Raw genomic sequence first — 22,333 nt, 5'->3', positions numbered from 1 at the left:
GGCCAGCACGGGCAAAAGGCAGTCGCGATTGGCGAGCGGATTTTTCATCACCTTCGAGGGCGGCGAAGGAGCAGGCAAGTCGACGCAGATCGAGCGGCTGGCACGGCGCATGCGCGCCAAGAAATACGAGGTTCTGGTCACCCGCGAGCCTGGCGGATCGCCCGGCGCCGAGGCCGTAAGGCATGTGCTTCTGTCGGGGGCGGCCGAGCCGTTCGGTCCGAAGATGGAGGCAATCCTGTTCGCTGCCGCGCGCTCCGATCATGTCGAGCAGGTCATCCGGCCGTCGGTCGAGCGCGGCTCGATCGTGCTGTGCGACCGCTTCATCGATTCCTCGCGCGTCTACCAAGGGGTCACCGGCGGCATCGATGCCGACTTCATGAAGGCGTTGGAAGCGGTTGCCATCAACGGCATGATGCCGGACATGACGCTGATCTTCGACATCGATCCCGTTGAAGGCCTGAGGCGGGCCGCCGCGCGGCGCGGCGCCGGTGATGCCGCCGACCGCTTCGAGAAGGAGACTTTGGCTATCCATCAGCGACGGCGCGAGGCTTTCCTGGCCATCGCCGAAGCGGAGCCGGAGCGCTGCATCGTCATCGACGCCTCCGCCGATCCTGATGCGGTGGAAAATGTCGTCACCGCCGCCGTCTTCACGGCGCTGGAAGCGCGGATGCAGGCGCAAAGGATTGAGACGGCGCCGGCATGATCTTCGAACGCATCGCCCCAGAACAGCACGACACGCTGGATGGCGTGCCTGAGCCGGCAGAAACGCCGCGGCTGATCGGCCACGCGCCGGCGGCGGCAATGCTCGTGAGCGCCTACCGCGCCGGCAAGCTGCCGCACGCGCTGATTTTTGCCGGACCGCACGGCATCGGCAAGGCGACGCTGGCGTTCCACCTGGCGTACCACCTTCTGAAATATCCGGATTTCAAGGCGGCGCACGACACGCTCGCCGTTCCCGATCCGGCTTCCTCGCTGTTTCGCCAGATCGCCACCGGTGCGCATCCTTCGGTGCTGCATCTCACCCGTCCGGCCAACGACAAGACCAAGAGCTTCAAGACGGTGCTGACCGTCGACGAGATCCGCAGGGTCAGCCGCTTCCTGTCGATGACCTCGCATGACGGCAGCTACCGCGTCGTCATCGTCGATCCGGCCGACGACATGAACACCAACGCCGCCAATGCCTTGCTCAAGAATCTCGAAGAGCCGCCGGCGCGCACCCTGTTCATTCTGATCGTGCACGCGCCGGGCAGCCTGCTGCCGACGATCCGCTCGCGGTGCCAGATGGTGCGGCTGGCGCCTCTGGCTGCCGACGAGTTGATGGCGGTGCTGGAAAATGTCGAGCCGCCGCCGCCGGATGATCCGGCCGCGCGCGCAGCACTTGCCGAGCGGGCAGGGGGCAGCGCCCGCAACGCGATCCTGCTCACCCAATATGGCGGGCTGGAGATCGCCGGCGCGCTCGACACGCTGGTGGCGGCCAGCAAGCCGGACATTGCCTCCGCGCATCGCTTGGCCGAGGCCGTGGCGGGACGCGACCAGGCGATCCAGTTCGACATCTTCAACCGCCGCGCGCTCGATCTGCTATCGGCCGCCGCCAGCGAAGCGGCACTTGCGGGCGACCTCGCCAGGGCCAAAACCCTGTCGGAGGCTTGGCACGAGGCGCTGAACACGATATCTGAGGCCGAGACCTACAATCTCGACAAGAAGCAGCACGCCCTGACCATGATCGACCGCCTGAATTCTGCGATGCGAATGTGACGATTGCTTTGGTGCATGCCGCCGCCCCAAAACCGGGGCCACTTTGGGCGGCATGCAACGGGATGGCAATCGCCGTCCCGATGCGATATCCACCGCCACAACTCACATTCAGACATTCATGACGGTTCATTCATGTCACGCGAAAAATTTTACCTGACCACTCCGATCTTTTATCCGAACGGCAAGCCACATATCGGCCATGCCTATACGGTCATTGCCAGCGACGCGCTTGCTCGCTTCCAGCGTCTGGACGGCAAGGATGTGTTGTTCCTCACCGGCACCGACGAGCATGGCCTCAAGATGCAGCAGACGGCCGAGAAGGAAGGCATCACGCCCCTGGCGCTTGCCGACCGCAATTCGGCAATCTTCCGCTTGATGACCGAGACGGTCGGCGCCTCAAACGACGAATTCATCCGCACGACGGAACAACGCCACTACGCATCCTGCCAGGCGATCTGGAAGGCGATGGCCGCCAATGGCGACATCTATCTGGACCGCTACAGCGGCTGGTATTCGGTGCGGCAGGAGGCCTATTTCGACGAGAGCGAAACCACGCTCGGCGAGGATGGCGTGCGGCGCGAGCCGCTTGGCTCGCCGGTCGAATGGAACGAGGAGGAAAGCTATTTCTTCCGGCTGTCCGCTTATCAGGACAAATTGCTGGCGCTCTATGAGAGCCAGCCCGACTTCGTTGGCCCGGCCGAGCGGCGTAACGAGGTGATGAGCTTCGTCAGGTCGGGGCTGAAGGACCTGTCGATCTCGCGCACCACCTTCGACTGGGGCGTGCCCGTGCCAGGCGACGACAAGCACGTCATGTATGTCTGGGTCGATGCCTTGACCAACTACATTACCGCGGCCGGCTATCCCGACACCCAGGCCGAGCAATGGCGCTACTGGCCGGCCACGCATATCATCGGCAAGGACATCGTGCGCTTCCATGCGGTCTACTGGCCGGCTTTCCTGATGTCGGCCGGCATCGAATTGCCGAAGCGTGTCTTCGCCCACGGCTTCCTGTTCAACCGCGGCGAGAAGATGTCGAAGTCGGTCGGCAACGTCGTCGATCCGTTCACCATGGTCGAGCATTACGGCGTCGACCGGGTACGCTACTTCTTCCTGCGCGAGGTGCCGTTCGGCCAGGACGGCAGCTACAGCCATGAAGCAATCGTCAACCGCACCAATGCCGATCTCGCCAACGGCCTCGGCAATCTGGCGCAGCGCTCGCTGTCGATGATTGCCAAGAACTGCGGCGGCGCGGTGCCGAAGCGCGGCGATCTGACCGAGGCCGACACGGCGATCCTCGACCAGGCGATCGAAGCGTTGGCCGTTTCGCGCAGGGCGATGGCGGAGCAGGGCATCCATTTGGCGCTGGCGGCGATCTTCGGTGTGGTGGCGGAAGCGGACCGCTATTTTGCTTCCCAGGAACCGTGGGCGCTGAAGAAGACCAATCCGGAGCGCATGGAAACGGTGCTTTGGACGACCGCCGAGGTCGTGCGCCGGGTGACGGTGCTTTGCCAGCCCTTCGTTCCCGGATCGGCCGCCAAGCTGCTCGACCTGTTGGCCGTGCCCGCGGACAGGCGCGCTTTCGAGCACGTCCATGCCGACCACGCGCTGGTGCCGGGCACCGCGCTGCCGGCGCCCGAGGGCGTGTTCCCACGTTATGTCGAGCAGGATGGCAACGCCTGATGCTGGTCGACAGCCATTGCCATCTCGACTTTCCGGACTTCGCCGAGGAGCGGGCGACGATCGTCGCCCGCGCTCTCGCCGCCGGGATCGGCCGCATGGTCACGATCTCGACGCGCGTGAAGCGTTTTCAGCAAATTCTTGAAATCGCTGAAACTTTTAACGAAGTCTATTGCTCGGTCGGCACCCATCCGCACAATGCGGCGGAAGAGCTCGACGTCACCGCCGACGAACTGGTGCGGCTTTCCGGCCATCCAAAGGTGGTGGCGATCGGCGAAGCCGGGCTCGACTACTACTATGACAAGGCGCCGCGCGATGCGCAGGCGCAAGGTTTTCGCACCCACATTGCGGCCTCGCGCCGGACCAGCCTGCCGCTGGTCATCCATTCGCGCGACGCCGACGATGACATGGCGGCGATCCTCGAGGACGAGACAGGGAAGGGCGCCTTCCCTTTCATTCTGCACTGTTTTTCGTCCGGGCGCAGGCTGGCCGAAGTCGGCGTGGCGCTGGGCGGCTTTGTCTCTTTCTCCGGCATCCTGACCTTCAAGAACTCGACCGAACTGCGCGCCATCGCCGCCGACGTGCCGCGCGGCCGGCTGCTCGTCGAGACGGATGCGCCCTACCTCGCGCCAATCCCGTATCGGGGAAAACGCAACGAACCGGCCTATGTGGCGAACACGGCGAAGGTGCTTGCCGAGACCATCGGCGTCAGCGAGGCCGAGATCGCCGATATCACCACCGGGAACTTCTTTCGGCTGTTCACCAAGATGCCGCGCCCGGACATGGCGGCAGGCTGAGACATGGGCGACCGGCTGCGCTTTACCATTCTCGGCTGCGGCTCATCGCCGGGCACGCCGCGCATCACCGGTGACTGGGGCAATTGCGATCCCGCGAATCCGAAGAACCGGCGCATGCGCACCGCGGCCCTGGTCGAGCGGATTGCCGCCAATGGCGCGCGCACCACGGTCGTCATCGACACCGGACCGGATTTCCGCGAGCAGATGCTGATGGCTTCGGTCAGGCGCGTCGACGCCGTCGTCTATACCCATCCGCATGCCGACCATATCCACGGCATCGACGATCTGCGCGGCTACGTGCACGACCAGCGGCACCGGATCGACATCCATGCCGATGAGCCGACGATGCGGCGGATGCGCGAGGCGTTCGGCTATTGCTTCGAGACGCCGGCCGGCAGTTCGTATCCGCCGATCGTCAAGGCCCACATCATCGACCACGTGGTACCGGTGGTGATCGAAGGCGAGGGGGGCGCCCTCACCCTCGAGCCGCTGCCGCAGTTCCATGGCGACATCATCTCGTTGGGCTTTCGCATCGGCGGGCTTGCCTACTGCCCGGATATCAGCGGCTTCCCGGATGCCACCGCCGAGCGTTTGCGCGGCCTCGACATGCTGGTGATCGACGCGCTGCAGTACAACACGCATCCCAGCCATCTGTCGCTTGGTCAGGCGCTGGGCTGGATCGAGAAGCTGGCGCCAAAGAATGCCGTGCTGACGCATATGCATGTGCCGCTGGACTATGCCGCGGTGATGGCCGAGACGCCGGAGCATGTGGTGCCGGCCTACGATGGCATGGCGATCGAAATCCCTTACGAGTCAGAGCGATAGCGACGACTGCTCAGTTGGCATTGCAGCTCGTCGCTCGTTTGCCCGTTAGTTTGGAATTCGCGAAGCGCCGCATGGAGCATTCTGCGGAGTTTGTCACCAGCGGCGAAAGCCCCAGCAATTCCCGGGCCTGCGGCTGACGCGATAGTTCCATAATATATCTTATGCGACTTTCTCATGTGGCTCCGCGACCGACGACTGAGCGTCGTCCAGGCCGCGGAGCTGCTGGATTCTCAGCCGCAGTCAGGTTCACCGGCTGTTGCAGGCCTATGACCAGGACGGCGCCTGCGGGCTGGCGTCGAAGAAGCGCGGCCAGCTGAGCAATCGCCGTCATGATGAGGACTTCCGCAACGCCGCATTGGATCGATCCTCAGTGACATCGCGCCAATGTGGGCTGCAGCCGTTTAATCTGTTCTGAAGTTCGAGATCTTCAGCGCCGTGGCATGTGCAATGAACGCTTCAATACCGTCCTTTGGGTAGCCAAGAAGAGTGCCTTCTAGCCTCGCTAAATCATTCGTCGTGAAGACGTCAAAGGCCGCCCCGTTGCGGCACATTCGTGAGATCATCTGGCTAAGCTTACAGCGCCATTCCTCTGTTGGCAGGCAGTAGCGACGTTCCTCAATAGAGGTTTCAGGATCAATGTAGGTGAACTTGAGGATACGTCCATCATCGACAAAGGGTTTGAAATGCGCATCACCGATATCTTCTGCATACATACCGGGTTCTGCCGCGAACAACGCCATTGGCTTCTCACCCTGAAGCATCATTTGCAGTTCGCGGCCATTATGCGGCCCAATGCCAGGCGGGGGTGTGCGTTTTGTCATGAGGCATCTCCAAATCCTCTGGTCGCCCCATCGTCGCAAGAAACACTTTTCTCAGCAATGCGCTAAGGTCGACAAGGGACGGGCCCTCCCCTTCGTTCCAGGTCGTTTACAGACCGTCAAAGCTAAAGCCGGGGAGCTAGGCTCGACCGCACCCGATCGGGCTGCGAGGGTGTCCGCCAAGTTCAGGAAATCCGGCCAGCAGGCAGCATTTCCACCGAAGAGACAGACGAAAGAAAAGGCAATTCCGATGAAAGCAATCGTTGTCACTGATCAGGCTTCGGGAACGGCCGGGATGAAGCTGGTGGAGCGGCCCGAGCCGCAAGCTGCGATAAACGACGTCGTCGTTCAGGTTCATGCGGCGGGGTTCGTCAACACCGAACTGGAGTGGCCTTCGACCTGGGCGGATCGGGCCTTTCGTGACCGGACGCCATCGATCCTCGGCCATGAATTGGCCGGTGTGGTCACCGCGCTTGGCTACGGCACAACCGGGCTGTCAATCGGTCAGCGGGTATTCGGCCTGTCCGACTGGCATCGCGACGGCACGCTCGCCGAGTATGTCGCCATGGAAGCACGCAATCTCGCGCCATTGCCGGGCGACGTCGACTTCACCGTGGGCGCGAGCCTGCCGATCTCGGGCCTCACCGCATGGCAGGGCCTGTTCCAGCATGGCCGTCTTCAGGCTGGGCAGAGCGTGCTTGCGCATGGCGCGGCCGGCGCCGTCGGTTCGGTCGTGACGCAGCTTGCACGAGAGGCGGGAGCCTATGTCATCGGCACCGGCCGCGCCGCCGATCGCCAGAAGGCGCTCGACTTCGGTGCAAATGAATTCGTCGACCTCGGGAACGACACCCTGGAAGACGTCGGCGGCGTCGATCTGGTGTTCGATGTCATCGGCGGTGACATTCAGAAGCGGTCCGCAGCGCTGATCCGGGCCGGAGGAACGCTTGTGACAGCCGTCGGACCGACGGATATTCGACCTCCAGATGGCCTGGCGGTCGACTTCGTCGTCGAGGCCGATCGCGCCCAGCTTTCGGAGATAGTTCAGCGGGTCAGGGACGGAAGACTGCGGACGAACATCGGCAAGGTCTCGTCCCTCGAAGATGCGATCGCTACCTTCAATTCGACTGAGCGACGGGCCGGGAAGACAGTCATCCGCGTTCGCTCGTGAGAAGTCTGGAAGAAATGATGGTATTCACAGTCCTCGCATCTGCAACGGATATTCCTGGCAGATTGGTTCCCGCGCGCCCCTTGGATCGACCGCTTCCTCCAGGGAACGCGCCAATACGCTCGCCCTAAGCCAGTCAGGGGCGTCTTATCGACGGAGATGCGCCATCCTTCATCGTGTGACAGCATCGACCCGTCGCCACCGCGGCCCTAAAGCGCGTCGCGCTGAAACGGATTCAGGCGACGCCTTAGTTTGATGCATGTCGTTGTCCCAGAACCGCTGCACACTTCTGGGCGACATGCATTAGAAATAGTCGAGAATGCCGCTGAAGGCAGCTGCGGCCGCAACGATATGGGCGAGGCCAAGCGCCAGCCATCGGATGCCTCCGCCTGGCGCGACGAATGCCCCATAGGCGGGAAACTGTACCAGAGCCAGCCCCACGGACAGGCTGGTGACGGTTTTGTCGGTCAAGAGCGTCACCAGCATAGGTATCGGATAGAGCGCGCGCGCCAACACCCAGTCGCCATGCCCGGATCCGGCGGAGAAGAGCGCCAGCAGCAGGGCGACAGGCGTAGCGCACAGGCCGAAAATGAGCCCTGCCCGCCATGAGAACCTCGGCATCATACCTCCGGAAACGACGTGGCCTTTTCGATACCTCGCGCTCAGCCCGATCACTTGAGATCCGATAGCTCGTCATCGAGGATGAGCGCCTGCCGGGCCGTCGCATCAAGTAGGCAGCTGACGATGATGTTGCTTTGACGATCGGTGTTGACGGTTTCGGCGGACGCTTCCGCCGCGCATCGCGCGTCGCGATAGGCGATCCAGGCGCGCTGCATCTTGCGGTAGCCTTCCCGCGCCCTGGGCGCGGCCTTGGCCATCAGCGCCGCATAGGTCGTGTTGAGATGATCCTCCCACACACGAACCTCGCGGTTGGCGCAATCGATCATTCCGAGCTGCGACTGGCCGTCGTCGCTCTCGAAAGAGCACAGCTCGGTCAGGTAGTTGATGCACGAGGCAGCCTGGTGTCCGGCGAGCTTGATGGCGTTGTCGATATGGATGGCCGGCGTCGGCTTATCGTTCACCCCGGGGACGTCGCCGGGAAAATCGCCGACATATTTCAGGCATTCGGCCAGTGCGGCCTTATCCGAAGCACGTAGTTTCTCCTCGGCCATCGCAGGCGATAAGGTGGCAAGGAGCAAACCCGCCAATATTGGAAGACTCTTCATCGCTGCAGCCCCATTTTGTTGCCCGAGACGCGAATTGTCGCAAAACTCCGGGCTGAAGCAACTACCCTGCCCCAAACTGCCGTCGCATCTGGAACGCAACAAAGAGGCATACAGAATGATCGCTTCGCTTTCCTTTCTCGGCTTTCCCGATCGCCTCGCCGAAGGCCGCATACCGCGTGCGGTGATCTTCGGCGCCGGTCACGGCACCACCTATCCGGGCCAGGACAGCAGCGGCCAAGCCTTGGCCGCCGATGCCATCCGCACTGCCAGCCAGGACGATGCACCGCTTCTCGAAAACTGGGATTTCGATCTGGACGGGCCGCTGTTCGACGGCAAGCCGGCCAGTTGCATCGATACTGGCGATATCTCCACCACCATGCATGACAATGCCGGCAACCGGGCCCGGATCGAGGCGAAGACGCGCGAGGTGCTGGCATTGCCGGCTGTGCCGATCCTGCTCGGCGGCGATGATTCCGTCGTCATTCCGTTCCTCGCCGGCTTTACCGGCCACGGACCAATCTGGATCCTGCAGATCGACGCCCATATCGACTGGCGCGACGAAGTGCATGGCGAACGCTATGGCTATTCGAGCCCGATGCGGCGGGCGAGCGAGATGCCGCATGTGGCCGGCATCGTGCAGGTCGGCCTGCGCAGTGTCGGCAGCGCCCGCCTCACCGAAATCGAGGCGGCGCACCGTTATGGCAGTCGCTTCGTGACCGCGCGCGAGGTTCATACCCTGGGTGTGGAAGCGGCTCTCAAGAATATTCCGGACGGAGCGCGAGTCGTCGTCACCCTCGACTGCGACGGCCTCGATCCCGGCATCATGCCGGGTGTGGCCGCGCGTACGCCCGGCGGCCTCACCTACACGCAGGTCATCGACCTGATCGCCGGCCTCGGCAAGCGGGCCGTGATCGCGGGGTTCGACCTCGTCGAACTCTACACTCCCGCCGATATAGACGGCCTATCGGCACTCACCGCCGCGCGCCTTCTCGTCAATGTGATAGGCGCCGTCGTCCGGCAGGTTTGAAACCCGGCTCCCATGGCTGCTGAAATCTCCGCGCGGATATCCGCCTTCGTCGAAGCCCTCCCGTTGAAACCAGGATTTCGGGTGCTGGAGATCGGATGCGGTCCCGGCGTTGCCGCCCGTGCCGTCGCGAAGCGTATCGGTGGCGGCTTCGTTCTGGCCATCGACCGTTCGGAAAAGGCAATTCGATTGGCACGGGCGGGATCGGCCGATGAGATTGCGTCGGCCTGCGTTGATTTCAGATGCGTGGCAATCGAGGACTTCGCATTGAGCTCCGGCGACGCCCTTTTCGACATCGCCTTCGCCATGAGGGTCGGCGCGCTCGACGGCCGTCATCCCGAGGCTGGTCGGGCGGCACTGACGCGCATCAGGGCTGCCCTGAAGCCAGGTGGGCGGCTCTTCGTTGACGGCGGCGATCCATTGAAGGAGATCGATTTGGTCGGTGGCCTGACATCTTGAAATAGAAGCCGCCGCGCCGTCGGTGCGGCATTGGCGCAAGATCGACGACGCCGCGAAGTCCTACAAAGACCAGAAGCGACAGCCAATCAAATGAGTGCCGTGCCATAAGGAGCCCCACCAATACGGCAGCGAACATCTACTTCAATCCAGCATATTTTTACGCTCGAGCAACGGGCTAGCACATGCTCTTAGCGGCGTCCTCGATCAGCTTGGCAACCAAATTGCGAAATCGTTCGGCAGACCGATCTCCTATGTTTCCAACATCCTCAGTCACCATCCCTGGCGAGGAAACCGATACTTCCCCACTTAGCTGAACGTTGACGGTGAATGCCCTTCCGGCCGTCTTTTTCAATCCTGGCTTTCCGTAGATCTGGAACTGAAGGGAGGGCGTTAACTCTTTGACCCGGCGGCGCGATGCAGTGTCTACGTCGATGGTCATCTCGCCCGCCACCTCAGCCTTTGCTGCTTCCAACGCCGCAACAACGACATCGTTTAGCCACGCCCTGGCTTGGGTGCCGAAATCCGCCATCGGAGCATTCGCATCCTCCCCTTGCTGGCGGTGGGCTTTCTTGCCGCGCTCAAGGGCTTCTTTGAACTTAGCCATCCTAATCGCCTCCGACATTGTCAGCACATGAAGCCAGTCCTCAGATCGGCCAGGGCTCTGCCAATCAATAGAACGCGTGCTGTCGGAGTATGTTGCGTAGGATAGTTCCCGGTTGCCGCAAGTCCCCGGTCGCCCGCGTCGCGCTGAAAAGACTTCGGCCTTGATCGCAAACGCCATGCCTATGGCTCCCGGCCGACAGCGATCCGGTAGCTCAGCGTGCGTTTCGCGCCCGGCTCGATCAGCATGACGCCCGGCTTATCGGCGAACTCGCCGTCGAAATCGACGGGGCTGGCGATGCCGTGCCAGGGCTCGATGCACAGGAACGGCGCGCCGCCGGGCTTGGACCAGATACCCAGCTCGTTGAAGCCCTGCCACGACATCTCGATCGCCGGCCCGCGCCCGGCGGCATAGCGTACGCTTGTGCTGGCCGGACGGTCGAGGATGACGGCGTCGTCGTCGAATAGTTTTTCGGAAAGCGGCAGCGTCTTTCCCTCGATGGGCGTTGGTTGCGAGGCCGGCAGCAGCAGGCCGTCCTTCAGGCGACGGACCGGCGCCGGTTCATTGTCGGCGAAGGTCAGCCGGTAGGCCTCCTTGGGCAGTTCCGGCAGCAGCGGCCAGTTGTACGCCGGATGCGCGCCGATCGAGGCCGGCAGCGGTTGGTCGCCGGTGTTGGCGATTTCGAAGGTCACGCCGAGTTGCCGTGGTTTCAGGTCGTAGCCGATGGTGAGGCGAAAGGCGAACGGGTAGTGCGTCCGCGTCTCGGCGTCATCGGTCAGGACCAACACGCAGGAGGTCGGTCCCTGCCCGGCCCAGGCAAAGCGCCTGTCGCGGGCAAAGCCGTGCTGCGTCATCGGGTAGCTTTGTCCGCGATGCCGCAGCCGATCGCCCTTCAGCCGGCCGACGATCGGGAACAGGACCGGCGAATGACGGCGCCACGCGGGGCCTGCCTGCCACAGAAGCTCGGTGCCGTCGGCATCGCGCAGCGAGACCAGTTCGGCCCCCTGCCCGACGATGGTTGCCGAGATGCCGTCAGCGTGAAGCGTCAGCTGTTCCATTACGTCCTCGCGGTCGCTCGCATGCCGGCAGGCTACCAAAAGGCCAAGCGTATACTCAAGGGTGGCAGGCATGCCGCACCTCACTCGGTTGTGCAGGTCTCTTTCGTCGTACTGGCAAAAGAATTGGCCGGAGGTTTCCCTCCGGCCGTGCCGAGGTCAGCAGTGTTGCCTGCTACGGTCCGGCCTATTCGCGCTCGCCGGTGAAATTCAGCAGCAGCTGGAAGATGTTGATGAAGTTCAGATAGAGCGAGAAGGCGCCGAAGACGGCGAGCTTCTGCTGCGATTCCGCATCGAAGTTCTCCGCATACTGCTCCTTGATCGTCTGCGTGTCCCAGGCAGTGAGGCCGACGAAGACGGCAATGCCGATCACCGAGATGGCGAACTGCAGCGCGGTCGAACCGAGAAACAGGTTGACCAGGCTCGCGATCACCACGCCGATCAGGCCCATGATCAGGAAGGACGAGAATTGCGACAGGTCACGCCTGGTCGTGTAGCCGTAGAGGCTGGTGGCGCCGAACATGGTGGCGGCGATGAAGAAGGTGCGCGCGATGCTGGTCGAGGTGAAGACCAGGAACACGGCGGCGAGCGACAGGCCCATCACCGCGCAGAAGGCCCAGAACATCGCCTGGGCGCTTGCGGCCGACATCGTCTGCATCTTGAACGAGAAGATCATGACGAAAGCGAGCGGCGCCAGCATCACCACCCATTTCAGCGGGCTGGAGAAGATCGGCACATAGAGTGCCGGCGTCGAGGCCACGAAAAAGGCGACGAGGCCGGTGACGACGAGACCGAGGCCCATATAGTTGTAGACGCGCAGCATGTGCTTGCGCAGGCCCTCGTCATAGACGGCTCCGGCCTGGACGCCGGTGCCCATTCGGTATCCCAGATTGGGGCTGTTCATTTGGTTCTCCTTAGCTGGAAGTCTCAGTAGAGCGTCTGTTTTCAGTAGAGAGTTTTGGCGAGTTTTTCGGCGGCACGGTCGAGATTGCCGGCGTCGCCGCGTCCGACCACCGCGTAGGCAACCTCGCCGATCTGGAAATATGCAGTTGAAATGTCATCGGAGGGCGCGATCGTTGGCTTCACGACATCGAACGTGCCCGGCCTGATGGCGAACAGCGAGACAAGACCGATGTCCTTGGTCTCGACCGCAACCTCGACGCTCGGCCCGAATTGCGAGGGATAGACCTGGACGTCGCGGATCTTCCAGTCGTCGGGCAGCGACGGCATCACGATCGCCGTCGCGGCGCGGATCTCGTCGGCATTGTAGCCCGGCGCTTCGCGCTGCGACGGCATCGTCTCGCGCACCAAGGTCGTCCGGTGCGCCCGGACCGCATCCTCGACATAGGCCGGCGGCTGCGTCGAAGCGACCACCTTGGTCACAGCGATCGGCCCGAAAATGCCGTTCGCCAGCCAGCCTGCCGCGACCAGCACGGCCGCTGCCACTGCCCGCTGCAGCACGGCAAGGATGCGCCCCCTGGCAAGCGCCCTTTCCAGCCGCCGCGCCGCTTCGGTGGTGGCCGGACGCGCCATGCCGAAAGGTCCGGCAAGCGCGACGCGCAGTTCATCGCGCGTCCTCAGATCGGACATCACGCGCGCCGCCACTTCCGGACGCGCGGCGAGGTGCGCCTCGACCTCGATGCGGCGGGCAACATCCAGTTGATCGTCGACATAGGCGTCGAGGTCGGCATCGGTTACGGGGTCGACAATGGCGGTCATTGATCGTCTCCCACGATCCTGAGATGAGGCCTGGCTTTCAGCGGAGCCCCCTCCTCCATCTCGCGCAGCGCGGCACGGGCGCGGCCGATGCGCGACATCAAAGTTCCGAGCGGCACGCCGATGACTTCGGCGGCCTGCTGATAGGAAAGCCCTTCGATGGCGACGAGATGCAGGGCGGAGCGCTGTTCTTCGGGCAGCGAAAGAAATGCATCGCGGACCTGCGACAAGCGCACCGAATGGTCCTGCGACGCCGGCATGTTTTGGTCGGCAACAAGGCCGGCCTGTTCGATGCGTGCCGCCTCGGAACGGCGCGAGCGCATGCGGTCGATGAAGATGTTGTGCACGATCGCCAGCAGCCAGGCGCGCAAATTGCCGCCCGAGCGAAAGGTCGCGCGCCGCTCATAGGCGCGCACCAGCGCGTCATGGACGAGATCCTCGGCGTCAGTGCTGTCGCGCGTCAGCGAGCGTGCATAACGCCGCAGCGACCCCAATTGCCCGACAATGTCGAAGCGTGCCATCGACTGTTTCATGCCCTGTTTACGGAGCATGTAGGGGTTTTAATCCCCCTGCCCGGCATTTTCTTCTTACGTGTCGCCGGCACGGAGGAAAGCGCTGGCGCGGCGGGATCGATTTGCGTATCACTCCGCCGCCATTGGAGTCCTTTTCGATGTTCGAGACCCTGCAGCCCGCGCCCGCCGACAAGATCCTTGCCCTGATCGGCCTCTACCGCAACGACCCACGGCCGGGTAAAGTCGACCTCGGTGTCGGCGTCTATAAGGACATCGACGGCAGGACGCCGGTGATGCGCGCCGTGCGCGAGGCCGAGAAGCGTCTGCTGGCCGCCCAGGACACCAAGACCTATCTCGGCCTTGCCGGCGATACCGGCTTCAACGCCGCCATGATCAAGCTCGCCTTTGGCGAGAAGGCCGACCATTCGCGCATCCGTGCCGCGCAGGCGCCGGGCGGATCCGGCGCGCTCAGGCTGGTGGCAGAGCTTCTGCAACGCACGCGCGCAGGTGCCACCGTCTGGCTGTCCGATCCGACCTGGCCGAACCATCTGCCGGTGATGCGCGCTGCTGGATTGCAGGTGCGTGACTATCCCTATTTCGATGCCGCTTCGGGTGCCGTGCGCTTCGACGAGATGCTCGGGGCGCTCAAGACAGCCAACAGCGGCGATGTCGTGCTGCTGCATGGCTGCTGCCACAACCCGACCGGCGCCAACCTCGATACGGCGCAGTGGGCCAAGGTCGCCGATGTGCTGTTGGAGCGCGGCCTGCTGCCTTTCGTCGACATCGCCTATCAAGGCTTTGGCGAGGGCCTCGACGCCGACGCCGCCGGTCTGCGGCTGCTGGCCGGCAAAGTGCCGGAAATGGTCGTCGCCTCGAGCTGCTCGAAGAATTTCGCCGTCTATCGCGACCGCGTGGGTGCCGCGATGATCATGGCCAAGGATGGTGCCCAGGCGGATGTGGCGATAAGCCAGATGCTGGCGGCCGCGCGCGCGCTCTATTCGATGCCGCCGGATCATGGCGCGGCGGCGGTGCGCATGGTGCTGGAAGACGTTCATCTGAAGAAGGACTGGGAGACGGAGCTCGAGGAGATGCGGCTGCGCATGCTCAGGCTGCGGGTCGCCTTCGCCGAGGCGCTCCGGCGTCAGTCCAACTCCGACCGCTTCGATTTCGTCGCCAGCCATCGCGGCATGTTTTCGAGGCTGGGGCTGACCGAGGCGCAAGTCGAACGCCTGCGCACCGAGCACGCCATCTATATGGTGGGCGACAGCCGCATCAACGTGGCCGGCCTGCCGGAGGACGGCATGGACGATCTCGCCAAGGCGATCGTCTCGGTGCTCGACTGAGATCCCGACGGCTGTGGACAACTCGTTTCGGTGTCCAGCCGGGATTGGTCGGACGCCAGTCGCGGGATAGGCTCGACCCATGACGCCTTCCAAGGACATTTCCCGGCTGATCGAGATCATGGCGGCGCTCAGGGCGCCGAAGACCGGCTGCCCCTGGGATATCGAGCAGAATTTCGCGACCATCGCGCCCTACACGATCGAGGAGGCCTATGAAGTGGCCGATGCGATCGCGCGCGGCGACTTCGACGATCTGCGCGAAGAGCTGGGCGACCTGCTGCTTCAGGTCGTCTATCACGCGCAAATGGCTGAGGAGATTGGCGAGTTCGCTTTCGGCGATGTCGTCGAAGCCATCACCACCAAGATGATCCGCCGCCATCCGCACGTCTTCGGCGACGAGAAGGCGCGCAGCGCCGGCATGGCCAAGGGGATGTGGGAGAAGATCAAGGCGGCCGAAAAAGCCGAGAAGCGCGACGCCCGCATTGCGCGCGGACTCGATCCTGAGGATCACGGAAAGGGCTATCTCGACAGCGTTCCGGTGGCGCTCCCTGCCCTGACGCGTGCGCTGAAACTGCAGGAGAAAGCAGCGCGTGTCGGCTTCGACTGGAGCGAGGCAGCACCGATCCTCGACAAGATCGAGGAAGAGATCGGCGAATTGCGCGAGGCGCTTGCCACGGGCGACGCCGCGCCCATCCAGGACGAGTTCGGCGACATGCTGTTTGCCGTCGTCAATCTCGGCCGCCACCTCAAGCTCGATTCGGAAGCGGCGCTCAGCGGCACCAACGAAAAGTTCCGCTCGCGGTTCCACTATGTCGAGCAGGCCCTGGAGGCTTCGGGCAGATCGCTGGAGAAGGCTACGCTCGACGAAATGGAAGCGCTCTGGCAGCAGGCCAAAAGCGCAAAGTAAACAGCCGGTTAGCTGCCGTGCTTGCGATGCAGGCGGCTCTCGATTTCCTGCCTGGCGCTGTGTGTGGCCGTCAGCGAGAGGGTGACGCTGCCATCCTCATTGTCGGTGCGCGAAACAACGTCGCCGTTGCGGTAGAGCCAGTCGACCTGGCCGAGCTGGGCCGGGCTCAACGTAACCGTCATCGTTTCCAGCTCGCCCGACACGCGCGTCTCGATGAGCGCCTTCAGCGTGTCCAGTCCTTCGCCGGTCACAGCCGATATGGCGATCGGCGGAGATTTGCCGCTTGCCCCTTCGGCGAGCAACCGCTCCCGGTTGCCTTCATCGAGCAGGTCGATCTTGTTCCAGACCTCGATCACACGGTTCGTGTCGGCGGCATCGACGCCGAGATCGCCAAGGATGCGTTCGACGTCCTCGGCCTGGGCCGCCGTGTCGGGATCGGAGATATCGCGCAGATGCAGCACCAGATCGGCTTCGACGACTTCTTCCAGCGTTGCCCGGAACGCCGCCACCAGATGCGTAGGCAGGTCGGAGATGAAGCCGACCGTGTCCGACAGGATAACCGGCGTGCCGTGCGGCAGCCGCACGCGCCGCAACGTCGGATCAAGCGTCGCGAACAGCATGTCTTCGGCCAGCACCCCTGCCCCGGTCAGCCAGTTGAACAGCGTCGACTTGCCGGCATTGGTGTAGCCGACGATCGCCACCACCGGGAACGGCACTTTCTTGCGCTTGGCCCGGTGCAGGTCGCGGGTGCGCCGCACCGTTTCCAGCTCATGCTTCAGCTTGGTGATCTTGTCCTGCAGGATGCGCCGGTCGGATTCGATCTGGGTTTCGCCGGGGCCGCCGAGGAAGCCGGCGCCGCCGCGTTGCCGCTCAAGGTGGGTCCAGCTCCGCACCAGCCGGCCCTTCTGGTAGTTGAGATGCGCGAGCTCGACCTGAAGCGTGCCTTCCTTGGTACGCGCGCGCTCGCCGAATATCTCGAGAATGAGCCCCGTGCGGTCGAGCACCTTGGCGTTCAGTTCCTTTTCGAGATTGCGCTGCTGCACCGGCGTCAGCGGATGGTCGACGATGACCAGCTCCGCCTTGCGTTCCTTCACGATGTCGGCGAATTCGGCCACCTTGCCGCTGCCGAGCAGCGTCGCCGGCCGCGGGTCGGCGACCGTCACCACGGCCGTGTGGACCGGATTGAGATCGATGGCGCTGGCAAGCCCGACCGCCTCGTCGTGGCGGGCGTCGGCCGAACGGCTCAGCCGCGGACGGCTCGCGTCATCGTCGCCGCGCGGCTGGCGGGCAAGCACCGGCACAATGACGACAGCTCGGGTCGGATCCTTGGCTTCCGGCCCGAGTTGATGTCCTTGTTTTCCGCGAACGCTGCGGTCCGCGTCCTTATCACGTGCCAATCAGGCGCCCTGGCTTTCCTCGCCATCGAACATCTGAACCGGCTGGCTCGGCATGATCGTGGAAATGGCGTGCTTGTAGACGAGCTGGGAGTGCCCGTCACGCCGCAACAACACACAAAAATTGTCGAACGAAGTGACCACACCGGTCAGCTTCACGCCATTGATGAGGAAGATGGTGAGTGGATTTTTGCTCTTGCGAACTGAATTCAGGAACAGGTCCTGAAGGTTTTGCGATCGTTCCGCCATTTTTCTTGTCTTTCGCCGATCCCCTTCGGTTTGCGGACCAATGCGCCAAATTACGCGGCACCTGTCAAGCGCGCAAACCCCCTCTTGCCAACACAATGGCAAGCAGAACGAGATAGTTAAGGTTCATTCCAGTTGTGCGGTTATCAGGCTGGACTTTTTTCCGCAACGTCAAAAAAGGCCTGCCGCAACGAAAGTGTCATGGAACCAGGATGGCCATTTGCGATCGGCGCGCCGTCGATTTCGACCACAGGCATGGCGATTGTCGTCGCCGAGCTGATGAATGCTTCCTTGGCGGCCTTGGCTTCGGCGACCGAAAAGCCGCGCTCCTCGATCTTGAGGCCAAGCTTGGCGGCGACATCGAAAAGCGTCGTGCGGGTGATGCCACGCAGGATGCCGTGCTCGGCCGGCCGGGTCACCAGGACGCCGTCCCGGGTGACGATCCAGGCGTTCGAAGAACCGCCTTCCTTGACGTTGCCGTCGGTGTCGACGAACCAGGCTTCCTGGGCGCCGGCTTCCTTGGCTTTCTGCTTGGCGAGCACATTGGGCAAGAGACCCGTGCTCTTGATGTCGACGCGGTCCCAGCGATTCTCAGGCACCGTGATGACCTTGATGCCAGTCTCCACCCGCTTCGCTCCCGCGGCCGGATCGGCTTTTCTGGCGGTTATGACCAGTGACGACCTTGTGCCTGCCGGTGGGAAGACGAAATCACGGCTGGCGACGCCGCGTGTCACCTGCAGATAGACAAGGCCGTCGACCACGCCGTTGCGATTGACCACTTCGCGCAACAGCATCGGCAGGACCCCTTCCGAGACCGGCCAGGCGATCGACAGTTCCCCCAGCGAGCGCTTGAGCCGGGCAAGGTGGCGCGGCATGTCGACGATATGGCCGCGCGCCACCTCGCAGACCTCATAGACGCCATCGGCGAACTGGTAGCCGCGGTCCTCGATATGGACGCGGGCTTCAGCATGGACGACATAGCGCCCGTTGACATAGGCAATGCGCGGCATGGGCACCCTCGGGGAAAACGTCAGGCTTTCTTAGGCGATTCCGCCGCTGCGGTAATGGACAATCACGTGGGCCACCGTTCGCTACACGCCCAGCGATTTCAGCTTGCGGTGGAGCGCCGAGCGTTCCATGCCGATGAACTCGGCCGTCTTCGAGATGTTGCCGCCGAAGCGGTTGATCTGGGCGATCAAATAGTCCTTCTCGAACTGCTCGCGTGCCTCGCGCAGCGGCAGCGCCATGATGTGCTGGTCCGACTGGTTGGGCGTGCGTGGCATGACGTCGCCGATCTCGGACGGCAAAAGGTCGGCGGTGATCGGCGCATCGGCCTCTTCGCCTCGCGCCAGAATCATCAGGCGTTCGACGTTGTTGCGCAACTGGCGAACGTTGCCCGGCCAGTTATGGGCCTGCAGCACCGCCAGCGCATCGTCACCGATGCGGCGCGGCTTGATGCCGGCCTGGCGCGCGATCTGCTTCATGAAATTGTCGACGAGATAGGGAATGTCCTCGCGCCGCTCGGCAAGCCCCGGCACCATGACAGGAACCACTGCCAGGCGGTGGTAAAGGTCCTCGCGGAAGCGGCCGTCGGCGATCATTGCTTCAAGATTCTGCGAGGTCGAGGAGATGATGCGGACATCGACTTTGACGCGCTTGGTGCCGCCTACCCGCTCGAATTGCTGCTCGACCAGCACGCGCAGGATCTTGTTTTGCGTTTCGCGTGGCATGTCGGCGACTTCGTCGATGTAGAGAATGCCGCGATGCGCCTCCTCCAGCGCGCCGACCTTGCGCTCGGTGCCGTTCGATTCGGTGCCGAACAGCTCGATTTCCATGCGCTCGGGCGTGATGGTGGCCGCACTCAACGTGACGAACGGACCGGCCTTGCGCGACGAAAGCGTGTGGATGGCGCGCGCCGTCAGTTCCTTGCCGGAGCCGGAAGGGCCGATGATCATGACGCGGCTGTTGGTGGGCGCGACGCGCTCGATGGTCTGCCGCAACTGGCTCATTGCCGACGACATGCCGATCAGGTCGAAGGTCTCGCCGCTGCGCTGCTTGAGATCGGAGACTTCTCGCCGCAACTTGGACGTCTCCAGCGCGCGCTCGGCGACCAGGATCAGGCGATCGGCCTTGAACGGCTTCTCGATGAAGTCGTACGCGCCGCGCCGGATGGCCGAGACCGCCGTTTCGATGTTGCCGTGTCCGGAGATCATCACCACCGGCATGTTCGGATGCATGGTCTTGATCTCGTCAAGCAGCGCCAGGCCATCGAGGCGCGAGCCTTGCAGCCAGATGTCGAGGAAAATCAGCCGCGGCGCGCGATCGGCAATTGCCGCAAGCGCGCTGTCGGCATCATGCGCCGTGCGAGTTTCATGACCCTCGTCGCTCAGTATACCGGCGACAAGTTCGCGGATATCTTCCTCGTCATCGACGATGAGAATGTCAGACGCCATTACCGACCTTTTCAGTTTCTCTTTCGTGTTCGCTTCGACCTTCACCGCGTGGCGGCGCGGCTACGACCGTTGCCGGGGGCAGGATGATCGAGATCATCGCGCCCCGGCCACCATGGAAATCCGCTGGCGCGTCGTGCAACTCGAGACGGCCGCCATGGTCTTCCACGATCTTCTTGACAATAGCGAGGCCAAGCCCGGTGCCCTTCTCGCGCGTCGTCATATAGGGCTCGAGAAGCCTTTGGCGATTCTCGCGCGGCAGCCCCTTGCCGTTGTCGATAACGTCGATTCGTATGGCGCCATCTTGGTGACCGGCCTGAATCCGGATTGTGCCGTCCGAACGGTCTTGCGCATCAAGACCGTCGATCGCCTCGGCGGCGTTCTTGATGACGTTGCCGAAGGCTTGCGCCATCAGGCGGCTGTCGAAAGTGCCCTTCAACGGCTCACTGCCGAAGTCGCGCTGGAAGGCGATGTCGGAGCGGCTGACCTCGACCAGGAAGGACGCCTCGCGCAGCGATTCACGCAGATCGATCGCCTTCATCTCCGGCTTCGGCATGCGGGCGAAGGCCGAGAATTCGTCGACCATGCGGCCGATGTCCTCGACCTGGCGGATGATGGTGTCGGTGCACTGGTCGAAGACCTCGCGGTCCTCGGTGATGACCTTGCCATAGCGGCGCCTGATGCGCTCGGCCGAGAGCTGGATTGGCGTCAGCGGGTTCTTGATCTCATGCGCGATGCGCCGGGCGACATCCGCCCAGGCCGACGAGCGCTGCGCCTGGACGAGATCGGTGATGTCGTCGACCGTGACCACATAGGACTTCTCGTCCTCGCCGTCGTCGCCGGCCTCGACAGTAACCTGGACATTGAAAGTGCGTTCCAGACCGGTACGGAAGAAGGTCACCTGCTCGCGATAGACCGGCTTGCCGGACTGCCGTCCAATCTCGAAGACGCGGCCGACGAGGGGCAGGACCGCCGAAAGGTTCTGGCCGAGCGTCGCATTCGCCGAAATCGCCAGCATGGTTTCGGCCGAGCGATTGACGATGGTGATGATGCCGTAAGGGTCGACGCCGATGACGCCGGCGGTGACGCCGGCGAGCACCGCCTCGGAGAAACGCCGGCGCTCGTCGATCACATCCTTGGCCGAGAGGAGCTCGTTGCGTTGCGATTTGAGCTCGAGGATCATGTTGTTGAAGGTATCGCCGAGCGAGGCGACGTCGCCATCGGATTGGCGCACCGGAACGGCAACGTCGAGATTGCCGGTCGCCACCTCGTCGGCGGCGCCGATCAACTGGCGAATCGGTCGCACAATGCGGTCTGCGACCGCAATGCCGGTCCAGATCGCCGACAGCGTAATGATCAGGGTGAGGGACAAATAAGGCAGCGCAAAAGCGATCTGCGAGGTCCGGCGGTTGTCCTCCAGGTTGCGGTATTCGTCGGTGTTGGACTTGACGATCTGGCGCGCCTTGATCACGTCGGGGTCGACCAGCCGGATCGTATACAGGTAAAGCCCTTCGATCGCGCGCAGTTTGATGATGGCGCCCATGATGTTGCGGGTCCGCGGTTCGATCAGCACCGGCTTGCCGTCCCCCGCGGTGTTGACGGCGCCCGGCGGCGGCTCGGGCATGGCGAAATCGGCATCGGTCTTGGCGCTCATGACGAACGAGCCGTCGGGCTTGATCAAGGCCGCCTGCGCCAGTCCGCGGCCGACAGCTTCCTTGGTCAGCAAATCGAGGAAACCGCCGCGGTCAAGGCCGTAAAGCGTGCGCGAGGCATCGAGATCATATGCCATCGACAAGGTCGTGCCCTGCAGGTTGCGGGCGTTTTCCTGCACGTAGGCGTCGGCGATCGACAGCGACGAGTTGACGATCGTCTTGGTGCGGATTTCGAACCAGCGGTCGAGACCGATGTCGAGCGTGATCGAGGCGATGATCGCCACCATGATGGCCGGGATGGCGGCAACCAGCGCGAACATCGCGACGATGCGCACATGCAGCCGCGAGGCGGCCCTGCCGTGGCGCCGCGCCAGAACGATGCGACGCACCTCGCGGGCGATCAAGGCGATCAGGAACAGAACAAAAACGGCATTGGCCGCGACCAGGGCCCAGGTCGCGTCGGCGGTCGGGGCGATCGGCGTGGCGCCGACCAGGATCGCGAACGAGATCGCCGCCGTGATCACCGCACCGGCGATCGCGACCACGCCGGGCAGCGCCAGCAACCGTCGGCCGTCACGCGTGCCGGTCTGGCTGAAAAGCGGTTGGTTCAGGGTCGGAGCCTCAGCTGCCATGTCGCGGTACAGACTCGGTCATTGCGTCGGATGTATGCAACGCATTGTGGCGATTATGCAACAAGTGTGGCCGGGACGAAAA

General features: G+C 63.4%; 23 protein-coding genes and 1 pseudogene. 11 read left to right on the top strand and 13 right to left on the bottom strand.

Going from position 1 to position 22,333, the window contains the following annotated elements; all coding sequences use genetic code 11:
* The first annotated feature begins 28 nt into the window (after positions 1-28).
* The 6 genes and pseudogenes from tmk to RFM98_RS24035 form a co-directional block, all read left to right on the top strand.
* A complete protein-coding gene (tmk, locus tag RFM98_RS24060) occupies positions 29-703 on the top strand; it encodes a dTMP kinase (protein ID WP_320311133.1) in 675 nt (224 codons plus the stop codon).
* Positions 700-1,755 (top strand): DNA polymerase III subunit delta', encoded by a 1,056-nt coding sequence (locus RFM98_RS24055; protein ID WP_320311132.1) that lies wholly within the window; start codon positions 700-702, stop codon positions 1,753-1,755. Before tmk ends, RFM98_RS24055 begins: the two co-directional genes overlap by 4 nt.
* Positions 1,756-1,887: 132 nt before the next feature.
* The gene (gene metG / locus RFM98_RS24050) at positions 1,888-3,435 is read left to right on the top strand and encodes a methionine--tRNA ligase (RefSeq protein WP_320311131.1); all 1,548 of its coding nucleotides are present in this window, start codon (positions 1,888-1,890) and stop codon (positions 3,433-3,435) included.
* Positions 3,435-4,229 (top strand): TatD family hydrolase, encoded by a 795-nt coding sequence (locus RFM98_RS24045; protein ID WP_320311130.1) that lies wholly within the window; start codon positions 3,435-3,437, stop codon positions 4,227-4,229. Before metG ends, RFM98_RS24045 begins: the two co-directional genes overlap by 1 nt.
* A gap of 3 nt (positions 4,230-4,232) precedes the next feature.
* A complete protein-coding gene (locus tag RFM98_RS24040) occupies positions 4,233-5,054 on the top strand; it encodes an MBL fold metallo-hydrolase (protein ID WP_320311129.1) in 822 nt (273 codons plus the stop codon).
* Positions 5,055-5,228: 174 nt separating this feature from the next.
* Positions 5,229-5,415, top strand: a pseudogene (locus RFM98_RS24035) (helix-turn-helix domain-containing protein); the annotation flags it as partial.
* Positions 5,416-5,455: 40 nt separating this feature from the next.
* On the opposite strand, the gene RFM98_RS24030 reads toward RFM98_RS24035, so the two are convergent.
* Positions 5,456-5,875 carry a hemin receptor gene (locus RFM98_RS24030; protein WP_320311128.1) on the bottom strand — a complete coding sequence of 140 codons (420 nt, stop codon included), beginning with the start codon at positions 5,873-5,875 and terminating at the stop codon, positions 5,456-5,458.
* A 247-nt stretch (positions 5,876-6,122) separates the two neighbouring features.
* On the opposite strand from RFM98_RS24030, the gene RFM98_RS24025 reads away from it, so the two are divergent.
* On the top strand, positions 6,123-7,040 hold the full coding sequence (locus RFM98_RS24025) for an NADP-dependent oxidoreductase (protein WP_320311127.1): 918 nt from the start codon (positions 6,123-6,125) through the stop codon (positions 7,038-7,040).
* Between the two features lie 300 nt (positions 7,041-7,340).
* Here the strand turns inward: RFM98_RS24025 and RFM98_RS24020 are convergent, their stop codons facing one another.
* Both RFM98_RS24020 and RFM98_RS24015 read right to left on the bottom strand, forming a co-directional pair.
* Positions 7,341-7,658: a hypothetical protein gene (locus RFM98_RS24020; protein WP_320311126.1), complete on the bottom strand. Its 318-nt coding sequence runs from the start codon at positions 7,656-7,658 to the stop codon at positions 7,341-7,343.
* A 50-nt stretch (positions 7,659-7,708) separates the two neighbouring features.
* Positions 7,709-8,338 carry a lysozyme inhibitor LprI family protein gene (locus tag RFM98_RS24015; RefSeq protein ID WP_320311125.1) on the bottom strand — a complete coding sequence of 210 codons (630 nt, stop codon included), beginning with the start codon at positions 8,336-8,338 and terminating at the stop codon, positions 7,709-7,711.
* Positions 8,339-8,378: 40 nt separating this feature from the next.
* Here RFM98_RS24015 and RFM98_RS24010 point away from each other — a divergent pair, with 40 nt between their 5' ends.
* Both RFM98_RS24010 and RFM98_RS24005 read left to right on the top strand, forming a co-directional pair.
* Positions 8,379-9,290: an agmatinase gene (locus tag RFM98_RS24010; RefSeq protein ID WP_320311124.1), complete on the top strand. Its 912-nt coding sequence runs from the start codon at positions 8,379-8,381 to the stop codon at positions 9,288-9,290.
* A 12-nt stretch (positions 9,291-9,302) separates the two neighbouring features.
* Positions 9,303-9,746 carry an SAM-dependent methyltransferase gene (locus RFM98_RS24005; protein ID WP_320311123.1) on the top strand — a complete coding sequence of 148 codons (444 nt, stop codon included), beginning with the start codon at positions 9,303-9,305 and terminating at the stop codon, positions 9,744-9,746.
* A gap of 175 nt (positions 9,747-9,921) precedes the next feature.
* Here RFM98_RS24005 and RFM98_RS24000 read toward each other — a convergent pair whose 3' ends face one another.
* The 5 genes from RFM98_RS24000 to RFM98_RS23980 form a co-directional block, all read right to left on the bottom strand.
* The gene (locus tag RFM98_RS24000) at positions 9,922-10,350 is read right to left on the bottom strand and encodes a hypothetical protein (protein ID WP_320311122.1); all 429 of its coding nucleotides are present in this window, start codon (positions 10,348-10,350) and stop codon (positions 9,922-9,924) included.
* A 179-nt stretch (positions 10,351-10,529) separates the two neighbouring features.
* A complete protein-coding gene (locus tag RFM98_RS23995; RefSeq protein WP_320311153.1) occupies positions 10,530-11,405 on the bottom strand; it encodes an aldose 1-epimerase family protein in 876 nt (291 codons plus the stop codon).
* A gap of 184 nt (positions 11,406-11,589) precedes the next feature.
* Positions 11,590-12,306 (bottom strand): Bax inhibitor-1/YccA family protein, encoded by a 717-nt coding sequence (locus RFM98_RS23990; RefSeq protein ID WP_320311121.1) that lies wholly within the window; start codon positions 12,304-12,306, stop codon positions 11,590-11,592.
* 41 nt (positions 12,307-12,347) lie between these two features.
* Positions 12,348-13,121, bottom strand: coding sequence for an anti-sigma factor family protein (locus RFM98_RS23985; protein ID WP_320311120.1), 774 nt, complete (start codon positions 13,119-13,121; stop codon positions 12,348-12,350).
* Positions 13,118-13,651, bottom strand: a complete 534-nt coding sequence (locus RFM98_RS23980) for a sigma-70 family RNA polymerase sigma factor (protein ID WP_430682343.1) — start codon at positions 13,649-13,651, stop codon at positions 13,118-13,120. Before RFM98_RS23980 ends, RFM98_RS23985 begins: the two co-directional genes overlap by 4 nt.
* Positions 13,652-13,788: 137 nt before the next feature.
* Between RFM98_RS23980 and RFM98_RS23975 the strand changes: the two genes are divergently transcribed.
* Together RFM98_RS23975 and mazG are read left to right on the top strand one after the other, a co-directional pair.
* On the top strand, positions 13,789-14,973 hold the full coding sequence (locus RFM98_RS23975; protein WP_320311118.1) for an amino acid aminotransferase: 1,185 nt from the start codon (positions 13,789-13,791) through the stop codon (positions 14,971-14,973).
* A gap of 79 nt (positions 14,974-15,052) precedes the next feature.
* Positions 15,053-15,877, top strand: coding sequence for a nucleoside triphosphate pyrophosphohydrolase (mazG, locus tag RFM98_RS23970; RefSeq protein ID WP_320311117.1), 825 nt, complete (start codon positions 15,053-15,055; stop codon positions 15,875-15,877).
* Between the two features lie 8 nt (positions 15,878-15,885).
* Here the strand turns inward: mazG and hflX are convergent, their stop codons facing one another.
* The 5 genes from hflX to RFM98_RS23945 form a co-directional block, all read right to left on the bottom strand.
* A complete protein-coding gene (gene hflX / locus RFM98_RS23965; protein WP_320311116.1) occupies positions 15,886-17,274 on the bottom strand; it encodes a GTPase HflX in 1,389 nt (462 codons plus the stop codon).
* Positions 17,275-17,520 (bottom strand): RNA chaperone Hfq, encoded by a 246-nt coding sequence (gene hfq, locus RFM98_RS23960; protein ID WP_006202172.1) that lies wholly within the window; start codon positions 17,518-17,520, stop codon positions 17,275-17,277.
* 143 nt (positions 17,521-17,663) lie between these two features.
* Positions 17,664-18,527: a D-amino-acid transaminase gene (locus RFM98_RS23955; protein WP_320311115.1), complete on the bottom strand. Its 864-nt coding sequence runs from the start codon at positions 18,525-18,527 to the stop codon at positions 17,664-17,666.
* A gap of 81 nt (positions 18,528-18,608) precedes the next feature.
* Positions 18,609-19,970, bottom strand: coding sequence for a nitrogen assimilation response regulator NtrX (gene ntrX, locus RFM98_RS23950; RefSeq protein ID WP_320216842.1), 1,362 nt, complete (start codon positions 19,968-19,970; stop codon positions 18,609-18,611).
* Positions 19,960-22,251: a sensor histidine kinase NtrY-like gene (locus RFM98_RS23945; RefSeq protein ID WP_320311114.1), complete on the bottom strand. Its 2,292-nt coding sequence runs from the start codon at positions 22,249-22,251 to the stop codon at positions 19,960-19,962. The genes ntrX and RFM98_RS23945 overlap by 11 nt, the downstream gene beginning before the upstream one ends.
* Between the last annotated feature and the right edge of the window lie 82 nt (positions 22,252-22,333).

This window comes from Mesorhizobium australafricanum, assembly GCF_033977265.1.
Taxonomy (GTDB): Bacteria; Pseudomonadota; Alphaproteobacteria; order Rhizobiales; family Rhizobiaceae; genus Mesorhizobium; species Mesorhizobium australafricanum.
This window is presented reverse-complemented; position numbering and strand designations above follow the sequence as displayed.